This is a genomic window from Arthrobacter sp. EpRS71 (genome assembly GCF_001512285.1).
Taxonomy (GTDB): Bacteria; Actinomycetota; Actinomycetes; order Actinomycetales; family Micrococcaceae; genus Arthrobacter.
In genome coordinates this window covers 243,570-260,592 of record NZ_LNUV01000003.1, presented here as the reverse complement: position 1 = coordinate 260,592, position 17,023 = coordinate 243,570, and the positions used below count along the sequence as shown (strand labels likewise).

Below are 17,023 nucleotides of genomic sequence, written 5' to 3'. Positions count from 1 at the left end.
CCCCATGACTTTTCCCAACCCCCACCTTTCGCGCCGCCAGATGCTGGCCGCAAGTGCCGCCGTCGTGGTCACCTTCACCGCAACGTCCTGCACACAGGCTGAAAGCCCGACGCCGGTCCCCGCCCCGGGCGGCCACCGCCCGTCCCCGTCGGATCCCTGGCGGCCCGCAGCTCACCTGACGGCGGAGAAGAACTGGCTCAATGATCCCAACGGCCTCGTTTATCACGACGGCACCTATCACGCCTTCTACCAGTACAACCCCCGTGGGAACTCGTGGGGCAACATGTCCTGGGGCCACTCCACCAGCCAGGATTTGATCCACTGGGAGCAGCAGCCCGTAGCCATGGAGGCAAGCCCCGAGGAAGAAATTTTCTCCGGCTGCATCGTGGTGGACAAGAACAACGCCTCGGGACTCGGTTCGGCGGAAAATCCTCCCATGGTGGCCCTCTACACCAGCGCCTACGGAAAGAACGGTGTGCTGCCCGGAGGCTCGCAAGCCCAATCTGTGGCTTTCAGTCTTGATAACGGGACCTCATGGCAGAAGTACCATGCCAACCCGGTCCTCAACCTCGCGCCCACCAACAACAACTTCCGCGACCCCAAAATCACCTGGTACGAGCCAGGCCGCTACTGGGTGATGACCACCGTGGTGGCCGACGCCCAAGTGGTCAAGTTGTTCAGGTCCACGGACCTCCTCCGCTGGGAATTCCTGAGCGACTTCTCCGGCGTTGGCGCCCAGGGAGGCCTCTGGGAAGTGCCGGAGCTCATCCACATGGACGTGGCGGACTCCACGGCCAAGAAGTGGGTGATGCTCCTGAGCATTAACCCCGGGGGCATTGCGGGCGGCTCGGGCATGCAGTACTTCGTGGGCGAATTCGACGGAACGCACTTCACTGCCGAAAACGCTGCAGCTCCCGACGCGCCCCTCACCGAATCCCAGTGGCTGGACCACGGCGCCGACTATTACGCCGCGAACTCCATCTCCGGCGCGCCCGGCGGCAAACCCGTCCTCCTGGGGTGGATGGGCAACTGGGACTACGCCCAGGATGTGCCCACCACGCCGTGGCGCGGCTCCATGGCAATTCCCCGTGAACTCACCTTGGTCAAGGGTGGGAAGCGGTATGCGTTGCGGTCCGCGATAGCCGGCGTGGCACGGGAAACGATGGAACGCTCCGGTGAGCTGAGGAGCAAAAACCTCACCGTCGGTTCCTCACCCACAGACTTGGGCCAGGACTTCCAGGGACGCACCCAGTTGATCGAGCTGGACCTGGACCTCACGTCCGCGCGCGAAGCAGGCGTTCTCCTCCGTCAATCATCCGGCTCCGACCCCGGACTGCGCATCTCCTATGCCAAGGAATCAGGCATCGTCAGGGTGGACCGTTCACAAGCCGGAACCCGTAATTTCTCCGCGAAGTTCAGCCCCTTTCATGAGGTGGCCCTGCCCTCTCCCGGGAGCAAGGTCCATCTGACTGTTCTCTTGGATTCGTCCTCGGTGGAAGTCTTCGCCGGGGATGGAGCTGCGGTTCTTTCGGAGACGTTCTTCCCGGGCTGGGACCATGTGGGGGCCTCTGCGTTCAGCATTGACGGCGACACGGATTTCAGTGTTACTTCCCGCACTCTTTAAGGCCTGCCGAGGGGCGGGATCTCACCCTTTACGACCACTCATAGGGGCGGGATCCCACCCCTCGTTGCCCGCGGAGGTCTCATTGAGGATAGTTTTGTCCCTATGACATCCAGCGATGCCGCATTTGAACAGCTCATCACCGACGCCCGCCAATGGGCTTCCCAAGACCCGGACCCGGCGACGGCGGCTGCTCTCGTCGAGCTGACCGAGCTCGCCGAAAACGGTGATGCGGGAGCAACGCAGGAATTGGGCGACAGCTTCAACGGCACCCTGCAATTCGGCACAGCCGGCCTTCGGGCAGCACTCGGTCCGGGCCCCAACCGGATGAACCGCGTCGTCGTCCGCCGGGCGGCGGCAGGCCTCGCCGCATTCCTCACCGAGACGGTAGCCGCAGCCGCCCCCGGAACCCGGCCGCGCGCCGTCGTCGGCTTCGACGCCCGCTACAACTCGGACATCTTCGCGCAGGAAACCGCGGCGATCTTTACGGCAGCGGGCATCGAAACCTTTTTGATGCCGGCAGCACTTCCGACGCCGTTGCTCGCCTATGCGGTCCGGTCACTGGACTGCGACGGCGGGGTGATGGTCACCGCGAGCCACAACCCCCCGCAAGACAACGGTTACAAGGTTTACCTCGGACGGCATGCAGTTTCCGAAAGTGGACGTGGTTCGCAGATCGTGGCCCCGTACGACGCGGAAATCGCGGCCAAAATCGAGGCTGTAGGTGCACTGGATTCGATCGTGCTGGCAGAGGAAGGGTGGACCGTACTGCCCACCTCCATCGCGGCCGATTATGAAGGCGCCATGGCGGGCTTGGTGGATCGGGAACATTTCCCCGCCCGGGACCTCAAGATCGTCCTGACACCCATGCACGGTGTCGGCGGCGAAACGGCCGTCTCTGTCCTGAACGCCGCAGGTTTCACGGATGTCACCCTGGTGGCTGAACAGGCCGAGCCGGACCCGGACTTCCCCACCGTCGCGTTCCCCAATCCGGAAGAACCCGGCGCGCTGGACCTGGCCCTCGCGGCTGCCGCCGACTCGGACGCGGACATCGTTGTGGCCAATGATCCCGACGCCGATCGCGCTGCGGTTGCTGCCTTGGACCCCGCCACGGGAGCCTGGCGGATGCTGCGTGGCGACGAAGTAGGAGCGCTCCTGGGTGCGCACGTCGTGGCACGCATGGCGGCCGCCGCCGGAGATGAGCCGCAAACGGGCGTCTTCGCCAACTCGATCGTTTCCTCACGCCTGCTGTCCCGGATTGCCGCTGCAGCAGGATACGCCCACGAGGAGACCCTCACCGGGTTCAAGTGGATTTCACGGGTCCCCGGCCTCACCTACGGGTATGAGGAAGCCTTGGGATACTGCGTGGCACCGGATCTGGTGCGGGACAAGGACGGAATTTCAGCGGCAGTGCTGATCGCGGAACTTGCAGCAACAGCCAAGGCAGACGGCAAGACCATCTTTGACACCCTTGATGACCTGTATTTGGTGCACGGACTGCATGCAAGCGACCAGCTGAGCATCCGCGTAGCCGATCTGGGCTTGTTGGACGCCATGATGAACCGCCTCCGGGTCAACCCGCCGGAAGCGTTCGGAGGTTCCGCCGTCGAAGTTTTCACTGATCTTGCCGAGGGAAGCGACGCCCTGCCTCCCACGGACGGTCTGCTGTACCTGACGCGGGACCAGAGCCGGGTCATCATTCGTCCCAGCGGCACGGAGCCCAAGCTCAAGTGCTATCTGGAAGTCATCCAGGCCGTGGAATCCGCGGCGGAACTTGACGCTGCGCGCCAAACAGCGCGAACGTCCCTGGATGATGTTCTCAGGGACGTCCGCGAAGCGTTGGGATTGTAAAAAAGGCTTAGAGCTCAACTTCGATGAAGCCATCCACCAAACGGGTGGCAAAGGCTTCGAGCCTGAGTTCGGGGTTGGTGAAGCATTCCCCGGTTTCGAGGTCGTAGACCTCTTTGTGCAGCGGCGAAGCGATGGTGGGCCGGCTTCCGCGGGAGCCGATGATTCCGCGGGCCATCACGTTGGCGAGCGTCGCCGGATCCTGCTGAGCCACAGCGAAAACTTCGGTGGGCGCCGTGCGGAACAGCGCAACCTGGCGACCGGCGATGAGCGCAGCTTCGCCCCAGGCAACTTCGAGTTCGTCCACCGGGCAAACACGCTGCCACGTGGCGGTGGCGGTCAGATTTTCGGCACGGTCCAGAATTACGGTCATTTCAGCCCCTCTCGCTGTGTCCGGGTGCTGGCAATTTCCACCGTCACTCCCCCGGACCGGGCCACGCTTGCGGCCACTCCTCCACGCTAGGACGGGGGTGTTTCAACAGGGGTGCGCGTTTGTGTCCAATGCGTAAAAGAGACCTCACGCCCCCGGAAATGCGTTCGTGATGCAGAAGTTAAGATCACGAAACATAAGGGAAACTGAAGCGAAACTGCCCGTCCCTAGGCTGGAACCACAAGTTGCGACAGACCCGTCTGCAACATCTGCGAAAGGCCCACCAGTGACCGGACACACTTCAAGTACAGAGAACCTGCGCCGCGTCGTCGTCGTCGGCGGCGGCCCCGCTGCCCACCGCTTCGCCGATGCCATGGTCAACCGCGGACTTGAAGGTTGGCAGGTTACGGTGCTGACCGAAGAAGCGCACCTCCCCTATGACCGTGTGGCCCTGAGCAAGGCACTGACGGAAACCGGGGTGGACCTCACCCTGGGCGACGCGTCCATGTGGGAGCACGAAGCCCTCACCCTCAAGACCGGCGAGCGCGCCGTCAAAATCGACTCCGCTGCCAAGAGCGTCCTCACGGCTGCCGGCAACAAGTACGAATACGACCACCTGGTGGTCGCATCGGGTTCGGATGCAGCCCGACTGCCGATCCCCGGCGCGGAACACACCCACGTTTACCGGACACTCGAAGACGTATGGGCCATCAACAAGGCCATTGCCGCGCTGACGGAAAAGCTGGGCCGCAAGGTCAACGCCGTCACCATCGGTGGTGGCCTTCTGGGGCTCGAGTCCGCGGCGGGCACCGAGCAGCTGGGTGCTACCCCGATCGTGATCAACGGCTCGCCCTGGCTCATGAACACCCAGTTGGACGAAGGCGCGGGGCAAGCCTTGGGTCGACTGATCGAGGCCAAGGGCTTCGAAGTCCACGGCGGCGTCTTCCCCTCCGAGGTTGTTACTGACGACGACGGCAATGTCACCGGGGTCCTCATGGCTGACGGCCGCACCATCGACGCCGACCTTGTAATCGTTGCCATCGGCGTCAAGCCCCGCGACGATCTGTTCCGGGCAGGTGAAGGCGAAGAGCAGCTCTTCAGCCTGGGCCAGCGCGGCGGCGTGGTCATCAATGATTTCTGTGCCACGGAAGTGGATGGCATCTGGGCCATCGGCGAGGTGGCTAACTTTGAAGGCATGTGCTTGGGCCTCGTGGCTCCGGCCAACACCATGGCCGAGATCGTTGCCGATCGCCTGCACGGTGGAGAAGCAACTTTCCCGGGCTTTGACACTGCCACCAAGCTCAAGTTGTCCGGTGTTGATGTTGCCAGCTTCGGTGACGCCTTTGCCCGGACGGAGCATTCTCTGGAGATCGTCTACGCCGACCCCGCCCGTGGCGTGTACCAGAAGATTGTCACCACCGATGATGCGAAGACCCTTCTGGGTGGCATCTTCGTGGGCGATGCTTCCCCTTACATGAGCCTGCGCCCGCTTCTGGGCCGCGAACTGTCTGCCGAACCGGGCGCCTACCTGAGCGCTGCCGGTGGTGGGGAGGCTCCTGAGACCGAGCTTCCTGACGATGCCATCCTGTGTTCCTGCAACAACGTAGCTGCCGGCACCATCCGCGACGCCATCAACGGTTGCGGCGCCTGCGAAGGAAACGCTCCTGTGCAGGAGCTTGGCGAGCTGAAGGGCTGCACCCGCGCCGGCACTCAATGTGGTTCGTGTGTACCCATGCTCAAGAAGCTGATGGAAGGCGAGCTGAAGAAGTCCGGCATTGAGGTCTCCAAGGCACTCTGCGAGCACATCAGCCTGTCCCGCCAGGAACTCTTCGACGCTATCCGCGTCCTTGAACTGACCTCCTTTGAAGAGATCATGGCTAAGTACGGCACGGGGGCGGGCTGCGATATCTGCAAGCCGACCATCGCCTCCATCCTGGCCAGCCAGCACTCCGCCTATGTACTGGACGCCGGACGTGGCTCGCTGCAGGACACCAACGACCGCGCTTTGGCGAACATGCAAAAGGATGGCACCTACTCGGTGGTCCCCCGCATTGCCGGCGGTGAGATCACACCCAAGGGCCTCGGAGTCATCGCGGCCGTGGCTGAGAAGTACAACCTCTACACAAAGATCACCGGTGGCCAGCGCATTGATATGTTCGGTGCCCGCCTGGAGCAGCTCCCGGACATCTGGAAGGAACTGGTGGACGCTGGCTTCGAATCGGGCCAGGCCTACGGAAAGAGCCTCCGCACGGTGAAGTCCTGTGTAGGCTCCACGTGGTGCCGGTTCGGCGTTCAGGATTCGGTGGCCATGGCCATCGCCCTGGAGCTTAGGTACCGCGGCCTTCGCAGCCCGCACAAGCTGAAGATGGGTGTTTCCGGGTGCGCCCGCGAATGTGCCGAGGCACGCGGTAAGGACGTGGGCGTGATTGCCACCGCTGATGGTTGGAACCTGTACGTCGGCGGTAATGGTGGCGCCACCCCGGCCCACGCAAAGCTGCTCGCCAAGGACCTGGACGACGAAACCCTGCTGAAGTACATCGACCGTTACCTCATGTACTACATCCGCACCGCTGACCGTCTCCAGCGCACCGCACGCTGGCAGGAAGAGCTCGATGGCGACATCAAGCACGTCGAGGAAGTAGTGGTCAACGACTCCTTGGGCATCGCCGAAGAGCTTGAGGCGGCCATGGCCAAGCACATCGACACCTACGAGGACGAGTGGGCCGAGACCCTGAAGGACCCGGAGCGCCTCCGCCGTTTCCGTTCCTTCGTCAACGCCCCCAACCAGAAGGACGAGTCCATCTCCTTCGTACCGGAGCGCGGCCAGATCCGTCCGGCCACCAACGAGGAAAAGGGTGGCGTGCTCATCGCGTCCACCATCCCGGTCCGCAGCGAAACCGTCGGCGTAGAAAACTAGGGGTTCACCATGCAGCTCACCATTGATCTCACCGGCCGCGACGTCCTTGTCACGGGATCCGAAAAGTCTGCCCGCCAAGCAGTCCGCCGCTATCAGGGAGCCGGCGCCAAGGTGTACAGGCTCAGCACGCCGGAAGGCGTGCCGGGCGACGGCCAGCTGCCCGAGCGTCCCTTTCTGGTGGCGGTGGTGGACGACGGCGAGACCGGCTGGTTGCCGCTGGTGGAACGCTGCCGTGAGGCCGGGATTCCCGTTGCCTTTGAGCCTGCGCCCGGAGCAGAGGGCCATGTGACCTTGGTGGGTGGAGGTCCGGGAGCCCTGGACCTGCTCACTGTGGGTGCCGTGGACGCCCTGAGGGATGCAGACGTGGTGTTTTATGACCGCCTCGCTCCCTACCAGGAGCTGGCCGGGCTGACGTCTGCAGAGCTGGTGGATGTTGGAAAGCAGCCCGGTCTCCACAAGGTGACTCAGCGGGACATCGAGAAGCTCATGGTGGAGGCTGCACTGCTGGGCAAGAACGTGGTCCGGCTCAAGGGTGGCGATCCTTATGTGTTCGGGCGCGGCGGCGAAGAAGTGGCTGCCTGTGTTGCTGCCGGTATCCCGGTGAGGGTCATCTCCGGTGTCACCAGTGCCATCTCCGTACCCGCGGCGGCCGGAATCCCTGTGACGCACCGCGAGGTAAGCCACATGTTCACCGTTGTTTCCGGCCACGCCCCTTTGACGGAGAAGGAACACACCCACCTCGCAGGCCTGGGCGGGACGATCGTGGTGCTCATGGGCATCGGCACCCTGCCCCAGCTGGCGGCAGGCCTGCGCCGCGCTGGAATGACGGCGGATATGCCTATGGCCGTGGTGGAACGCGGATACCGCCCGGGACAGCGCACCACCATCGCTGACCTCGGTACCATCGAAACGGCAGCCTCTGGCTGCAGCAACCCGGCCGTACTGGTCATCGGCGAGGTGGTGAGGGTTGCTGAAGCCAACCGGAACCATGCCGAAGCATCCGCTGAACTGAGCCGACTCGCGGCTTCGCTCCTTGAAGCCTGAAGGTAAGAACACATGACTGTTACTCGTGCCATCGAAATCCCTGACGCTGCTGCCGCGCCGGACATTTCCGAAGCTGTGGAAGCGCCACTGGATGGTTTCCGCATTGGCGTCACCTCGCACCGCCGTTCCCGCGACCTCATCGAGGCGCTGGAGCGCCGCGGTGCGAGCGTGTTGCACGCCCCTGCTTTGAAGATTGCCCCGGTGCAGGAGGACATGGTCCTCATCGAGGACACACGCACTATCATCGCGGCCAAACCGGATATCTGCATCGCCACCACGGCGTACGGAATGCGCCGCTGGTGTGAGGCTGCGGACTCCTTCGGCATCGGCGAGCAACTCCTGGACACGCTGTCCGCATGCCGCATGTTCGTTCGTGGACCCAAAGCCCGTGGTGCCGTGCGGGCGGCCGGACTTGCCGACGTCGGAATCAGCAGTGACGAAACCACCGCCACGTTGGTGGACATGCTGCTGGCCGAAGGCGTGCGCGGCAAGACCGTGGCCGTGCAGCTGCACGGGTACACGGATGTCCGCCAACTCGAACGGCTCCGTATGTCCGGCGCCACGGTTTTGACCGTCACGCCGTACCGCTGGGTTAAGCCCGACGGCGAAGACAAGCTGCCGCGGCTGATCGAGGCAGTGGTGGGCGGGAATCTGGACGTCCTGACGTTCACCAGTGCACCCGCTGTGGACGCAATGTGGAGCACCGCCCACGAAATGGGCTTGTACCGTCAACTCATCGAGGCGCTCAAGGGTCCGGTGACGGTTGCCGCTGTTGGGCCGGTCACTGCGCAGCCTTTGGTTGATGCCGGGCTGAGCCCGCTGATCCCGGACCGCTACCGCATGGGTGCGCTGATCAGGCTGGTCACCGAACATCTCTCGTTGAACCATGTGCGCCGCTTGGAGACCAGGAGCGCCACCATTGAGCTCCGAGGACGCTGCCTGCGGATCAACGGTGAGGTGGTTGACCTTGCACCGGCGCCGCTGCTTCTGCTGCGAGCGCTGCTGGGAGCGGGTGGGGCCGTCCTGTCCAGGGAAGCTCTGTCTGACCTGTTGGACTTGCGTGGTTCTGTGCACGCGCTGGACATGACGGTGAGCCGGCTGCGGTCTGCGCTTCCAGACGGCAAGCTTGTGGAAACCGTGGTGAAGCGGGGTTACCGGCTGCGGGCCTAAGTTCTCCCGTAAGTAGTTTCCTGCCACGCTAGGCCGCCTTCACTAGGGGAAGTTCGTCCCAGTTGGTGGTGTAGCGGGGGCTGAGCATGTCCCGTTTCATGGACCAGTCCGGGCCGCCCTTAATGCCAGCGTGGCCCAGGCCGATGGAGCCGCGGCCGTATCGCTTGCTGACTTGCTCCAGCAGGGGGCCGATCCCGCGTTCCTCGTGCCGGTTCTCGAAGATTTCCAAGGGTTTCTGGTTGCCGCTGGGGCGAAGGTCAGTGACCATGATCCCTGCCTTGGCGTATTTCACGCCTTCCTGGATTTTGGGGACCAGCGCGTGCGCGGCCTTGGTCAGCAGCACCGGGTCCGAAGTGGGCATGGGCAACGTGACGTTGACAGTAGGGAACGATTTGTCGTTGGGGTTGTAGACCGAAGTTGCGGCAAAGGCAGTCAGCAGTTTGGCCTGAAGATCATGCTTGGCGAGCCTGGCACTGGCCATTTGGCCATAAACGCTCAGCACCTGACGCAGCTCCGCGGCCGTGGTGATCGGCGTGGAGAAAGAGCGGGAGAAGATCAATTGGTCCCGCCCGACTCGTTCCTCCTCCATGGGGATGCAGGGCGTGCCTTGCAGTTCCAAGACAGTGCGCATCATAACAATGGAGAATTTGTCCCGCAATGCCACAGGGTCGGCTTGGATGAGGTCCAGGATCGAGAAGATCCCCATCGCATTCAGGCGTTGTGTCAGCCTGCTGGCTACGCCCCATATCTCGATCACGGAAAGCCGCGCCATGAGTGCTTCGCGCTGGGCCTCGGGAATGGAGTCCCAACGGCACACACCGTCGAAGGCCGGATTATGCTTGGCCCACTTATTGGCCAGCTTGGCGAGAGTCTTGGTGCGCGCAATCCCTACGCATACAGGAACCCCCACATGCCGTTGGCAGGCAACCTTGATGGTGCGGCCCAATTCCAGCAGCTCCCCGGGTTGCCCCTTCACGCCCAAGAACGCCTCATCAATGGAGTACACCTCCTGCCAGGCGGAGTACCGGGCCAGGAGCTCCATGACACGCGAGCTGATGTCTCCATACAGTTCGTAGTTGCTCGATAGGGCTATCAATCCCCATTCCTTGGCCCGTGGAGCGAGTTTGAACCATGGCTCCCCCAGCCCGATTCCGAGCTTTTTTGCCTCGGGCGATCGGGTCACGGCACAGCCGTCATTGTTGGACAGCACTATCAGAGGCTTGCCCTCCAGCGAAGGGTTGAAGGCCCTCTCTGCCGAGGCGTAGAAGCAGTTGATGTCCACGTGGGCGATTTCCTGCATCCGATGCATGAGCGCTGGCTTGGACATTCCACTCCTTGGCTCGGCAATAGCACGCATACCCCAAACTCCGGTGCGGGACACGCCGTACATTCGAACATATATTCGAATACCTCTACTGTACTGCGGAGGTCCGACAAGAAAACATCCCGCCCGCCGTATGTGGAAAAGCACGGCGGACGGGATGCGGCCACGCGGTCAGGCGCTGGTGGCGTCCTGGACTTCGCCGACGAGTTCTTCAATGATGTCCTCGAGGAAAAGCACGCCGGTGGTGTTACCTTCGGCGTCGAAGACCCGTGCTACGTGGGAACCTGTACGGCGCATGGTCGCCAGTGCATCTTCGAGGTCGCTGCCGCTGAAAGCGGATGCGAGCCGTCGGATGCGCTTTGCAGGCACCTGCGTGGTGAACTTCTCCGCCGAAGTCAGGTCCATGACGTCTTTGAGGTGCAGGTAACCGGATGGGTCGCCGTCGTCATTCGTGAGAATGTAACGGGAGTAGCCGTGTTCGGCGACGGCTGACTGGATGTCTGCCGGAGTGGCCGATGCGGGCAGCAGCACCATATCGCCGATAGGAACTTCGACGTCCGCCACTTTTTTGGCAGTGAACTCAAAGGCCGCCGTGAGGGCGCCGGTGGTGTCGCTGAGCATCCCGTCCCTGGTGGACTGCTCCACGATGTTGGCCACTTCATCCAGGGTGTAGGCGCTGGTTGCCTCGTCCTTCGGCTGGACTTTGAAGAGGCGCAGGATGGAGTTCGCGATCCCGTTCAGGGTCCCGATGACAGGCTTGACGATCTTGGAGACCAGGACCAGGGGCGGTGCCAGGATCAGCGCGGCGCGGGTGGGAACGGAGAAGGAGATGTTCTTCGGGACCATTTCACCAATGACCACATGCAGGAAAGTCACCAGGAGCAGCGCCGCGACAAAGGCGATGATGCCGATGGCTTCCCCGGAGAGCGAGGTCAGTCCCAGAGGGATTTCAAGCAGGTGATGGATGGCCGGTTCGGAGACGTTCAGGATCACCAGCGAGCAGACGGTGATGCCCAACTGGCTTGTGGCGAGCATGAGGGTGGCGTGCTCCATCGCCCAGAGCGTGGTTTTCGCGGCTTTGCTTCCGGCCTCGGCTTTGGGTTCAATCTGGGACCGTCTGGCTGAGATGACGGCAAATTCGGCACCGACGAAGAACGCATTGACAACCAGCAGTACGACGAGCCAGATGATGCCGGGAAGGTATTCACTCATGGGTCAGCTCCTGCGTGAGGTTCTCAACAATCCTGTCGTGGGGACTCATGGGCGCTTCCCCGCTGTCGTCAGGGGTAAAGCGAAGCCGTTCCACGTGCGTGCCCACCACGCGTTCCACACGCAAACTTCCGCCGTTGATGATGACCTCGTCGCCAAGTTCGGGCAGGCGGTCCAACTGGTCGGTGATGAAGCCGGCCATGGTGTCGTATTCCTCACCGTCAGGGACCACGATTCCTGTCCGGTCGAGAAGTTCATCGGGGCGCAGGGATGCATCAAAGGTGATGGAGCGGCCTGTCCTGACCACGCCCACGCGCGCCCGGTCGTGTTCGTCTTCCAGTTCGCCCACGATCTCTTCCACCAGGTCCTCGAGGGTGACGATTCCGGCCGTTCCTCCGTGTTCGTCCGAGACGATGGCAACCTGCAGGCCCTGTTTGCGGAGGAGTCCCAGCAAAGTATCGACGCCCATGGATTCGGGGACCCGCAACGGATCGATCATGAGAGCCTGAGCGGTGATGTCCCCGCGATCATCGAGCGGAACGGCGAAGGCTTGCTTGACGTGCAGTACACCCAGGACGTCATCGCGGTCTTCGCCGATCACCGGGAACCGGGAGTAGCCGGTGGCCGTGGCCAGGGCCAGGATCTCTTCGGCAGAGTGATCGGCGTTGACTGCGGCCATCCGGACCCGGGGCGTCATGACGTCAGCTGCGGTGTGCTCCGAGAAACGCAGGGTGCGGTGCAGCAGGACGGCGTGGTCAAGGTCCAGGGAACCCTCCAAAGCGGAGCGGCGGACCAGGGAACTGAGTTCTTCAGCGCTGCGGGCACCGGAGAGCTCTTCTTTGGGTTCGATGCCAAAGGAGCGGATGATGCCGTTTGCCGTGTTGTTGAACAGCAGGATCACCGGCTTGAACACTGTGGTGAACAGGGCTTGGAAGGGTACGACGACTTTGGCAGTGGCCAGCGGAAGGGCGAGGGCGAAGTTTTTGGGGACCAGCTCACCAATGACCATGGAAAAGATGGTGGCCAGGAAGATACCAGCCACCGCCCCGATACCGGGCACTATGGCTTCGGGCAGGCCAACCGACAGCAGCGGGCCGCGGAGCATCGAGCTGATGGCCGGTTCGAAGGTGTAACCGGTGAGCAGGGTGGTCAGCGTGATGCCCAGTTGCGCGCCGGAGAGGTGCGTCGAGGTGATCTTGAGGGCCTTGATGGTGGGCCCCAGGCGCTTCTCACCGCGCGCCTGGCGGGCTTCGAGGTCATTGCGGTCGAGATTGACCAGCGCGAACTCGGAAGCGACGAAGAAGCCGGTGCCGACCGTGAGGACAAGGCCGATGCCGAGCATGATCCATTCATACATTCGGGCGCCCCTCTCCCGTGGTGGCCGGTGATCCGGTCAGAAGGTTGAGGGGCCTGGGCATATGTGAAGGAGGGTCATCCATAGTGCACTTAATTCTACGGGGCGCAGGAAGTGCCCTGCGGTATGTGCGCTGTGGGCGAAAGAGCGGGGCGCAGGGCAACGATCAGCGCCGGATGCCTCGAGGCTCGTTAATGGTGGGTGGGCTCGCCGGTGACCTGGTGGTCGGCGTGGTTGATGGTCTCCTGAATGAGCCGGAGCAGATGGCCGTCATGCAGCGAGTAGATGACATGCCGGCCGTCCTTGCGAGTGTCCACGAGCCCACTGAGCCGGAGTTTAGCCAAGTGCTGGCTGACCACCGTCCGGGGAACAAGCGCTTCGCCTACGAGTTCAGTGACAGACTTCGGGCCTTGGGCGAGCTGCCAGAGAAGGTGCAGGCGGGTCGGCTCGGCCAGCATCCTCAGCGTCCCGGCGGCGCTCTCAAGCAGCTCCGGCCCGGGATTGACCGAATGGAATAACGATGGCTCTTCAGGAGCGTCAGGGAATGGGCTGCCCGGTTGGCTGCTCAACGCTTGGCTCCTTTTCGACGGCCTCCCCGGCCCCAGTGACGACTTGCCGGGGCCAGGACAGGAAAGCTCCTGCACTGCCTAGTATCGCAAGAATTGTCAGCGCTGCCGCCGCCCAGCCCAAACCTGCCGCGGCTCCCAGCCACCCGGCCAAAGGGTAGGCAAGGAGATAGCAGGCGTGTGACAGTGAGAACTGTGCCGTGAACACATACGGCCTGGTCGCCTCGGTGGACGCATCCCGTAGCAATCGTGACGACGGGGTGAGGATCATTGAGTCACCCGCGCCCAGCAGGAACCACAGCCCCAGCAACCACCACCAGCCCGCCTCCGTCCCCGCCAATGCGGTCACCGCCGTCACCGCGGCCAAGACCACTGGGATCGTTGCCGCACCAGTGAGCATCACGGCGCGGTCCCCGAGACGCTCCAACACCCGCGGGGCGGTGATGGCCACCATCATGGAACCTACTCCGAAACACGCCAGGGCAAGGGCCAGCCCGGTCTCTGGCCGGTGGAGAACTTCGCGGACGTAAACCACTGAATTGACCAGCACCAGCGCGGTGGGGGCGGCGGCCACCAGGTTCAAGGACAGCAAGGACCGCAGCCTGCGGTTCGTCCAGAAAATCCGGGCACCGAGGGTGGTCCGCTGCAGAAGCGATCCAGCCGTCCCCTTGTCCCCCGCCACCTTGGGCAGGACGGTGGTTGCGACCATGCCAGCTGAGAACAAGAATCCGAACACGGTGCCCAGAAAGAGGTTGTTGTAGCTGACCACCGTCAGCAGCACCGCAGCGACCGCAGGGCTGACCAGCGCCTCCATGTCGTAAGCCAACCGGGATAAGGACAGGGCGTGGGTGTAGTCACGCTCCGTCTTCAGAACCGCGGGGATCAGGGACTGGAATGCCGGGGTGAAGGTCGCGGAGGCGGACTGCAGCACGAAAATCACTACATAGACCTGCCACCCCTCCGTAATGAAAGGCAGGCATAGAGCCATCGCCGCCCTGACAACGTCCGCGGCGATCAGCACCGGCTTCGTCGGCAACCGCGCCACCACTGCGTTGATTAACGGGGCGAAGCCGACGTAGGCCAGCATCTTGATCGTCAGAGCAGTTCCCATGACAGCGCCAGCGTCACTCCCCGCCAGATTAAACGCCAAGAGGCCCAGCGCGACAGTCAAAAGACCCGTCCCGATCAGGGCCACCACTTGCGCCAGGAAGAGCATTCTGTACGTCTGGTTCCGCAAGACCACCAGCATTAAAACCTCGTCCACCCATCCAGTCAGTGCATATGTGCATATATGCGCACTTAAAAGATAGTAGGGGCCGGGTTCGTGATCAACGGGATCCCAGGCATTGCATATCCCCAGCAGTACCGCGGGTCAGATGTGATGCAGGCACGTTGTGGCCACACCCCAGATGGTCAGTTCGGACAATGCAGGCACCTGTATGTCCGGATACTTGGGATTGTCCGCCTGCAGCACCACTCCCGACGGGGTGATGCGGAGCCTTTTGATGGTCAACTCACCGTCAAGGACGGCAACGACGACGGACCCATCCTTCGGCTCCAGCGCCCGGTTGACGATCAGCTCGTCCCCGTCACTGATCCCGGCACCCTCCATGGATTGACCCGTCACCCTCACCACGAAAGTGCTGGTGACGTCCTTGATCAGATGCTCATTGAGGTCGATCCGGCCATCAAAGTAGTCCTGCGCCGGCGAGGGATATCCTGCCGCCACCGGAAGAGGTGCCAGCAGCACTGACATCAGGGAAAAGCCCGCATCTATCACGCGGGGGCCAACTATCACGCCCACAACACACCTTTTATTCGAATATATGTTCGATTGATTCAGTGTACAGCGGACGACAGACATTCGTTACGCGCCAGCGCCCACCCTGTACGTCACGTGCGTGACCAGTCCGGTGCCACCGACGACGGTGGGTTCAAGGTGCAGGTTCCCCACGCCGTCGAGCAGCCGCTCGCCACCGCCCAGGATGATGGGGGCTATGTGAAGGCGTAGTTCGTCGATCAACCCGGCCGACAGGAACTGGCGGGCAGTCGCAGCCCCGCCGGCGATTGCGACATCTTTGGCCCCCGCGGCCGCTTGCGCCTGGGATAGGGCAGCTTCGATGCCGTCATTGACGAAGTGGAACGTGGTTCCGCCCTGCATTTTCAGAGGCTCACGTACGTGGTGGGTGAGCACGTACACCGGCGCGCGGTAGGGCGGCTCCTCGTCCCACCAGCCACGCCAGTCAGCATCCCAAGGCCCGGGGCCCGGTCCGGCGAACATATTGCGGCCCATGATGAAGGCCCCTGCCGCGAGGATCCCCTCCACTTGGGCGGCGTTGGCTTCCCGCTCCTCGAACTGCCAGCGGTGCAGGGTTTCGCCCCGCTCCCCCAGGGGCTGCTGCAGGCTTTGATGAGGACCGGCAACAAATCCGTCCAGGGAAACGGTCAGATCACATGTGACGTGGCTCATGCGCTCATCATGCCACCACGGCCCCGGCGGCACGCTGAGACTCTGGAAAAAGGCCACAGCCAGGCAGAACGATGCTGCCCACGCCGCGAGCATGAGTGTGATCCACGTTATTACCGGCCGGTAAACACCAGGCTACGGATCGGCCATAGATGGCAACAGCGGCGAAACACCCGCGAAAAACCAGCCCCCTACGCTGATGATCAACAGCAGGTCATATGAGCGAAAGGGCCAAACATGTCCGCCATCCCGTCCGCACCTTCCCTCCACATCGTTATTGCAGGCGCTGGTCCAGCGGCCCAGGCTTTGGTGCGGCGACTTGCCGGAGGGTCCGACTCCCGGCAGCGCGCTTTCCACGGAAGCATCACAGTTCTCAGCAACCGCGACGAATGCCCGGACGCCCTGTTGGAACTCGCTGAACTCCCCCAGGTCTCGGTCCGGTTCGGGCAGGCGGCCAGCTTCATCGACGCCGACGCAAAGATTGTCACCACCGTGGACGGCATGGAGTTCTCCTATGACCAGCTGGTCATTGCCACCGGCTCGGCCCCGGCCCTTCCTCCGGTGGCGGGCGCCGAATCGGGCCTGAGCTACTCCACCATCGACGACGCAGCAAACATTGGCGAAGCGGTCAAGGACCTCACCCGGTTGGTGGGCCGCCGTCCCCTGGGAATCCTGGTGGGAAACGGTCCTGCAGCGGGCCAGGCTGAGGCCGTGTTGCGGGCCCGCGGAGTCCGCCCCGTCCGCACAACCCTCCGCCCCACCGCCGTCGTGCCTTTCATTGGGACCGGCACCGATACTCAAGGTTCCACGCTGGCGGCAACCGGCATCCTCTTCGAAGATGGCAGCAGCATGAAGGGCGACCTGGTGGTCCTGGCCGAGGAACGCACTGCCCGCAACGAGCTCGCCGAAAGCGCGGGACTCACAACAGCTCCCGACGGCGGTATTTCAGTGGGGCGCGACCTCGCCACGTCCGTCCCGGGAATCTGGGCGGTGGGCGATGCCGCATCCTGCGACGGTCTTCGCCTGGGCCTGCTTCTCTCCGCCGAGTCCTCTGCAATGTTGTGCGCCTCGGGCTTGCTCCTCAGTGCAGGGAAAGAGGATCAGCAGGCGCTGCTGGCCGCCTGAGCTGCTGC

General features: G+C 63.1%; 14 protein-coding genes. 6 read left to right on the top strand and 8 right to left on the bottom strand.

Annotation, left to right across the window (positions count from 1 at the left end; genetic code table 11):
- Nucleotides 1–4: 4 nt before the first annotated feature.
- Together AR689_RS04080 and AR689_RS04075 are read left to right on the top strand one after the other, a co-directional pair.
- A complete protein-coding gene (locus AR689_RS04080; protein ID WP_062067153.1) occupies nucleotides 5–1,624 on the top strand; it encodes a glycoside hydrolase family 32 protein in 1,620 nt (539 codons plus the stop codon).
- 102 nt (nucleotides 1,625–1,726) lie between these two features.
- A complete protein-coding gene (locus AR689_RS04075) occupies nucleotides 1,727–3,472 on the top strand; it encodes a phospho-sugar mutase (RefSeq protein WP_062067150.1) in 1,746 nt (581 codons plus the stop codon).
- Between the two features lie 7 nt (nucleotides 3,473–3,479).
- On the opposite strand, the gene nirD is transcribed toward AR689_RS04075, so the two are convergent.
- Nucleotides 3,480–3,842 carry a nitrite reductase small subunit NirD gene (nirD, locus tag AR689_RS04070; RefSeq protein ID WP_062067147.1) on the bottom strand — a complete coding sequence of 121 codons (363 nt, stop codon included), beginning with the start codon at nucleotides 3,840–3,842 and terminating at the stop codon, nucleotides 3,480–3,482.
- Between the two features lie 283 nt (nucleotides 3,843–4,125).
- Here nirD and nirB point away from each other — a divergent pair, with 283 nt between their 5' ends.
- The 3 genes from nirB to AR689_RS04055 are packed head-to-tail and all read left to right on the top strand — an operon-like array spanning nucleotide 4,126 to nucleotide 8,970.
- Complete coding sequence (gene nirB / locus AR689_RS04065) at nucleotides 4,126–6,756, top strand: nitrite reductase large subunit NirB (RefSeq protein WP_062067144.1); 2,631 nt, start codon at nucleotides 4,126–4,128, stop codon at nucleotides 6,754–6,756.
- Nucleotides 6,757–6,765: 9 nt separating this feature from the next.
- Nucleotides 6,766–7,800 (top strand): uroporphyrinogen-III C-methyltransferase, encoded by a 1,035-nt coding sequence (cobA, locus tag AR689_RS04060; RefSeq protein ID WP_062067141.1) that lies wholly within the window; start codon nucleotides 6,766–6,768, stop codon nucleotides 7,798–7,800.
- A 12-nt stretch (nucleotides 7,801–7,812) separates the two neighbouring features.
- On the top strand, nucleotides 7,813–8,970 hold the full coding sequence (locus tag AR689_RS04055) for a uroporphyrinogen-III synthase (RefSeq protein WP_062067138.1): 1,158 nt from the start codon (nucleotides 7,813–7,815) through the stop codon (nucleotides 8,968–8,970).
- Nucleotides 8,971–8,998: 28 nt separating this feature from the next.
- On the opposite strand, the gene AR689_RS04050 is transcribed toward AR689_RS04055, so the two are convergent.
- The 7 genes from AR689_RS04050 to AR689_RS04020 form a co-directional block, all read right to left on the bottom strand.
- Entirely contained in the window at nucleotides 8,999–10,297 is a 1,299-nt protein-coding gene (locus tag AR689_RS04050) for a Y-family DNA polymerase (protein WP_082697787.1), read from the bottom strand.
- A 168-nt stretch (nucleotides 10,298–10,465) separates the two neighbouring features.
- Complete coding sequence (locus AR689_RS04045; RefSeq protein ID WP_062067135.1) at nucleotides 10,466–11,506, bottom strand: hemolysin family protein; 1,041 nt, start codon at nucleotides 11,504–11,506, stop codon at nucleotides 10,466–10,468.
- Complete coding sequence (locus AR689_RS04040) at nucleotides 11,499–12,860, bottom strand: hemolysin family protein (RefSeq protein ID WP_062067132.1); 1,362 nt, start codon at nucleotides 12,858–12,860, stop codon at nucleotides 11,499–11,501. Before AR689_RS04040 ends, AR689_RS04045 begins: the two co-directional genes overlap by 8 nt.
- A gap of 188 nt (nucleotides 12,861–13,048) precedes the next feature.
- Entirely contained in the window at nucleotides 13,049–13,426 is a 378-nt protein-coding gene (locus AR689_RS22615) for an ArsR/SmtB family transcription factor (RefSeq protein WP_082697785.1), read from the bottom strand.
- On the bottom strand, nucleotides 13,395–14,672 hold the full coding sequence (locus AR689_RS04030; protein ID WP_062068586.1) for an MFS transporter: 1,278 nt from the start codon (nucleotides 14,670–14,672) through the stop codon (nucleotides 13,395–13,397). The genes AR689_RS22615 and AR689_RS04030 overlap by 32 nt, the downstream gene beginning before the upstream one ends.
- A gap of 123 nt (nucleotides 14,673–14,795) precedes the next feature.
- Nucleotides 14,796–15,227 (bottom strand): LexA family protein, encoded by a 432-nt coding sequence (locus tag AR689_RS04025; protein ID WP_062067126.1) that lies wholly within the window; start codon nucleotides 15,225–15,227, stop codon nucleotides 14,796–14,798.
- 63 nt (nucleotides 15,228–15,290) lie between these two features.
- Nucleotides 15,291–15,893 (bottom strand): dihydrofolate reductase family protein, encoded by a 603-nt coding sequence (locus AR689_RS04020; protein WP_062068584.1) that lies wholly within the window; start codon nucleotides 15,891–15,893, stop codon nucleotides 15,291–15,293.
- A 234-nt stretch (nucleotides 15,894–16,127) separates the two neighbouring features.
- On the opposite strand from AR689_RS04020, the gene AR689_RS04015 reads away from it, so the two are divergent.
- The gene (locus AR689_RS04015; protein WP_062067122.1) at nucleotides 16,128–17,015 is read left to right on the top strand and encodes an FAD-dependent oxidoreductase; all 888 of its coding nucleotides are present in this window, start codon (nucleotides 16,128–16,130) and stop codon (nucleotides 17,013–17,015) included.
- Nucleotides 17,016–17,023 lie beyond the last annotated feature (8 nt).

Excerpts from the sequence above, each read along its gene's own strand:
- AR689_RS04080 (WP_062067153.1), top strand. The coding sequence starts at position 5 with ATGACTTTTCCCAACCCCCACCTTTCGCGCCGCCAGATGCTGGCCGCA.
- AR689_RS04075 (WP_062067150.1), top strand. The coding sequence starts at position 1,727 with ATGACATCCAGCGATGCCGCATTTGAACAGCTCATCACCGACGCCCGC.
- nirD (WP_062067147.1), bottom strand. The coding sequence starts at position 3,842 with ATGACCGTAATTCTGGACCGTGCCGAAAATCTGACCGCCACCGCCACG.
- cobA (WP_062067141.1), top strand. The coding sequence starts at position 6,766 with ATGCAGCTCACCATTGATCTCACCGGCCGCGACGTCCTTGTCACGGGA.
- AR689_RS04055 (WP_062067138.1), top strand. The coding sequence starts at position 7,813 with ATGACTGTTACTCGTGCCATCGAAATCCCTGACGCTGCTGCCGCGCCG.
- AR689_RS04050 (WP_082697787.1), bottom strand. The coding sequence starts at position 10,297 with ATGTCCAAGCCAGCGCTCATGCATCGGATGCAGGAAATCGCCCACGTG.
- AR689_RS04045 (WP_062067135.1), bottom strand. The coding sequence starts at position 11,506 with ATGAGTGAATACCTTCCCGGCATCATCTGGCTCGTCGTACTGCTGGTT.
- AR689_RS04040 (WP_062067132.1), bottom strand. The coding sequence starts at position 12,860 with ATGTATGAATGGATCATGCTCGGCATCGGCCTTGTCCTCACGGTCGGC.
- AR689_RS04030 (WP_062068586.1), bottom strand. The coding sequence starts at position 14,672 with ATGCTGGTGGTCTTGCGGAACCAGACGTACAGAATGCTCTTCCTGGCG.
- AR689_RS04020 (WP_062068584.1), bottom strand. The coding sequence starts at position 15,893 with ATGAGCCACGTCACATGTGATCTGACCGTTTCCCTGGACGGATTTGTT.
- AR689_RS04015 (WP_062067122.1), top strand. The coding sequence starts at position 16,128 with ATGTCCGCCATCCCGTCCGCACCTTCCCTCCACATCGTTATTGCAGGC.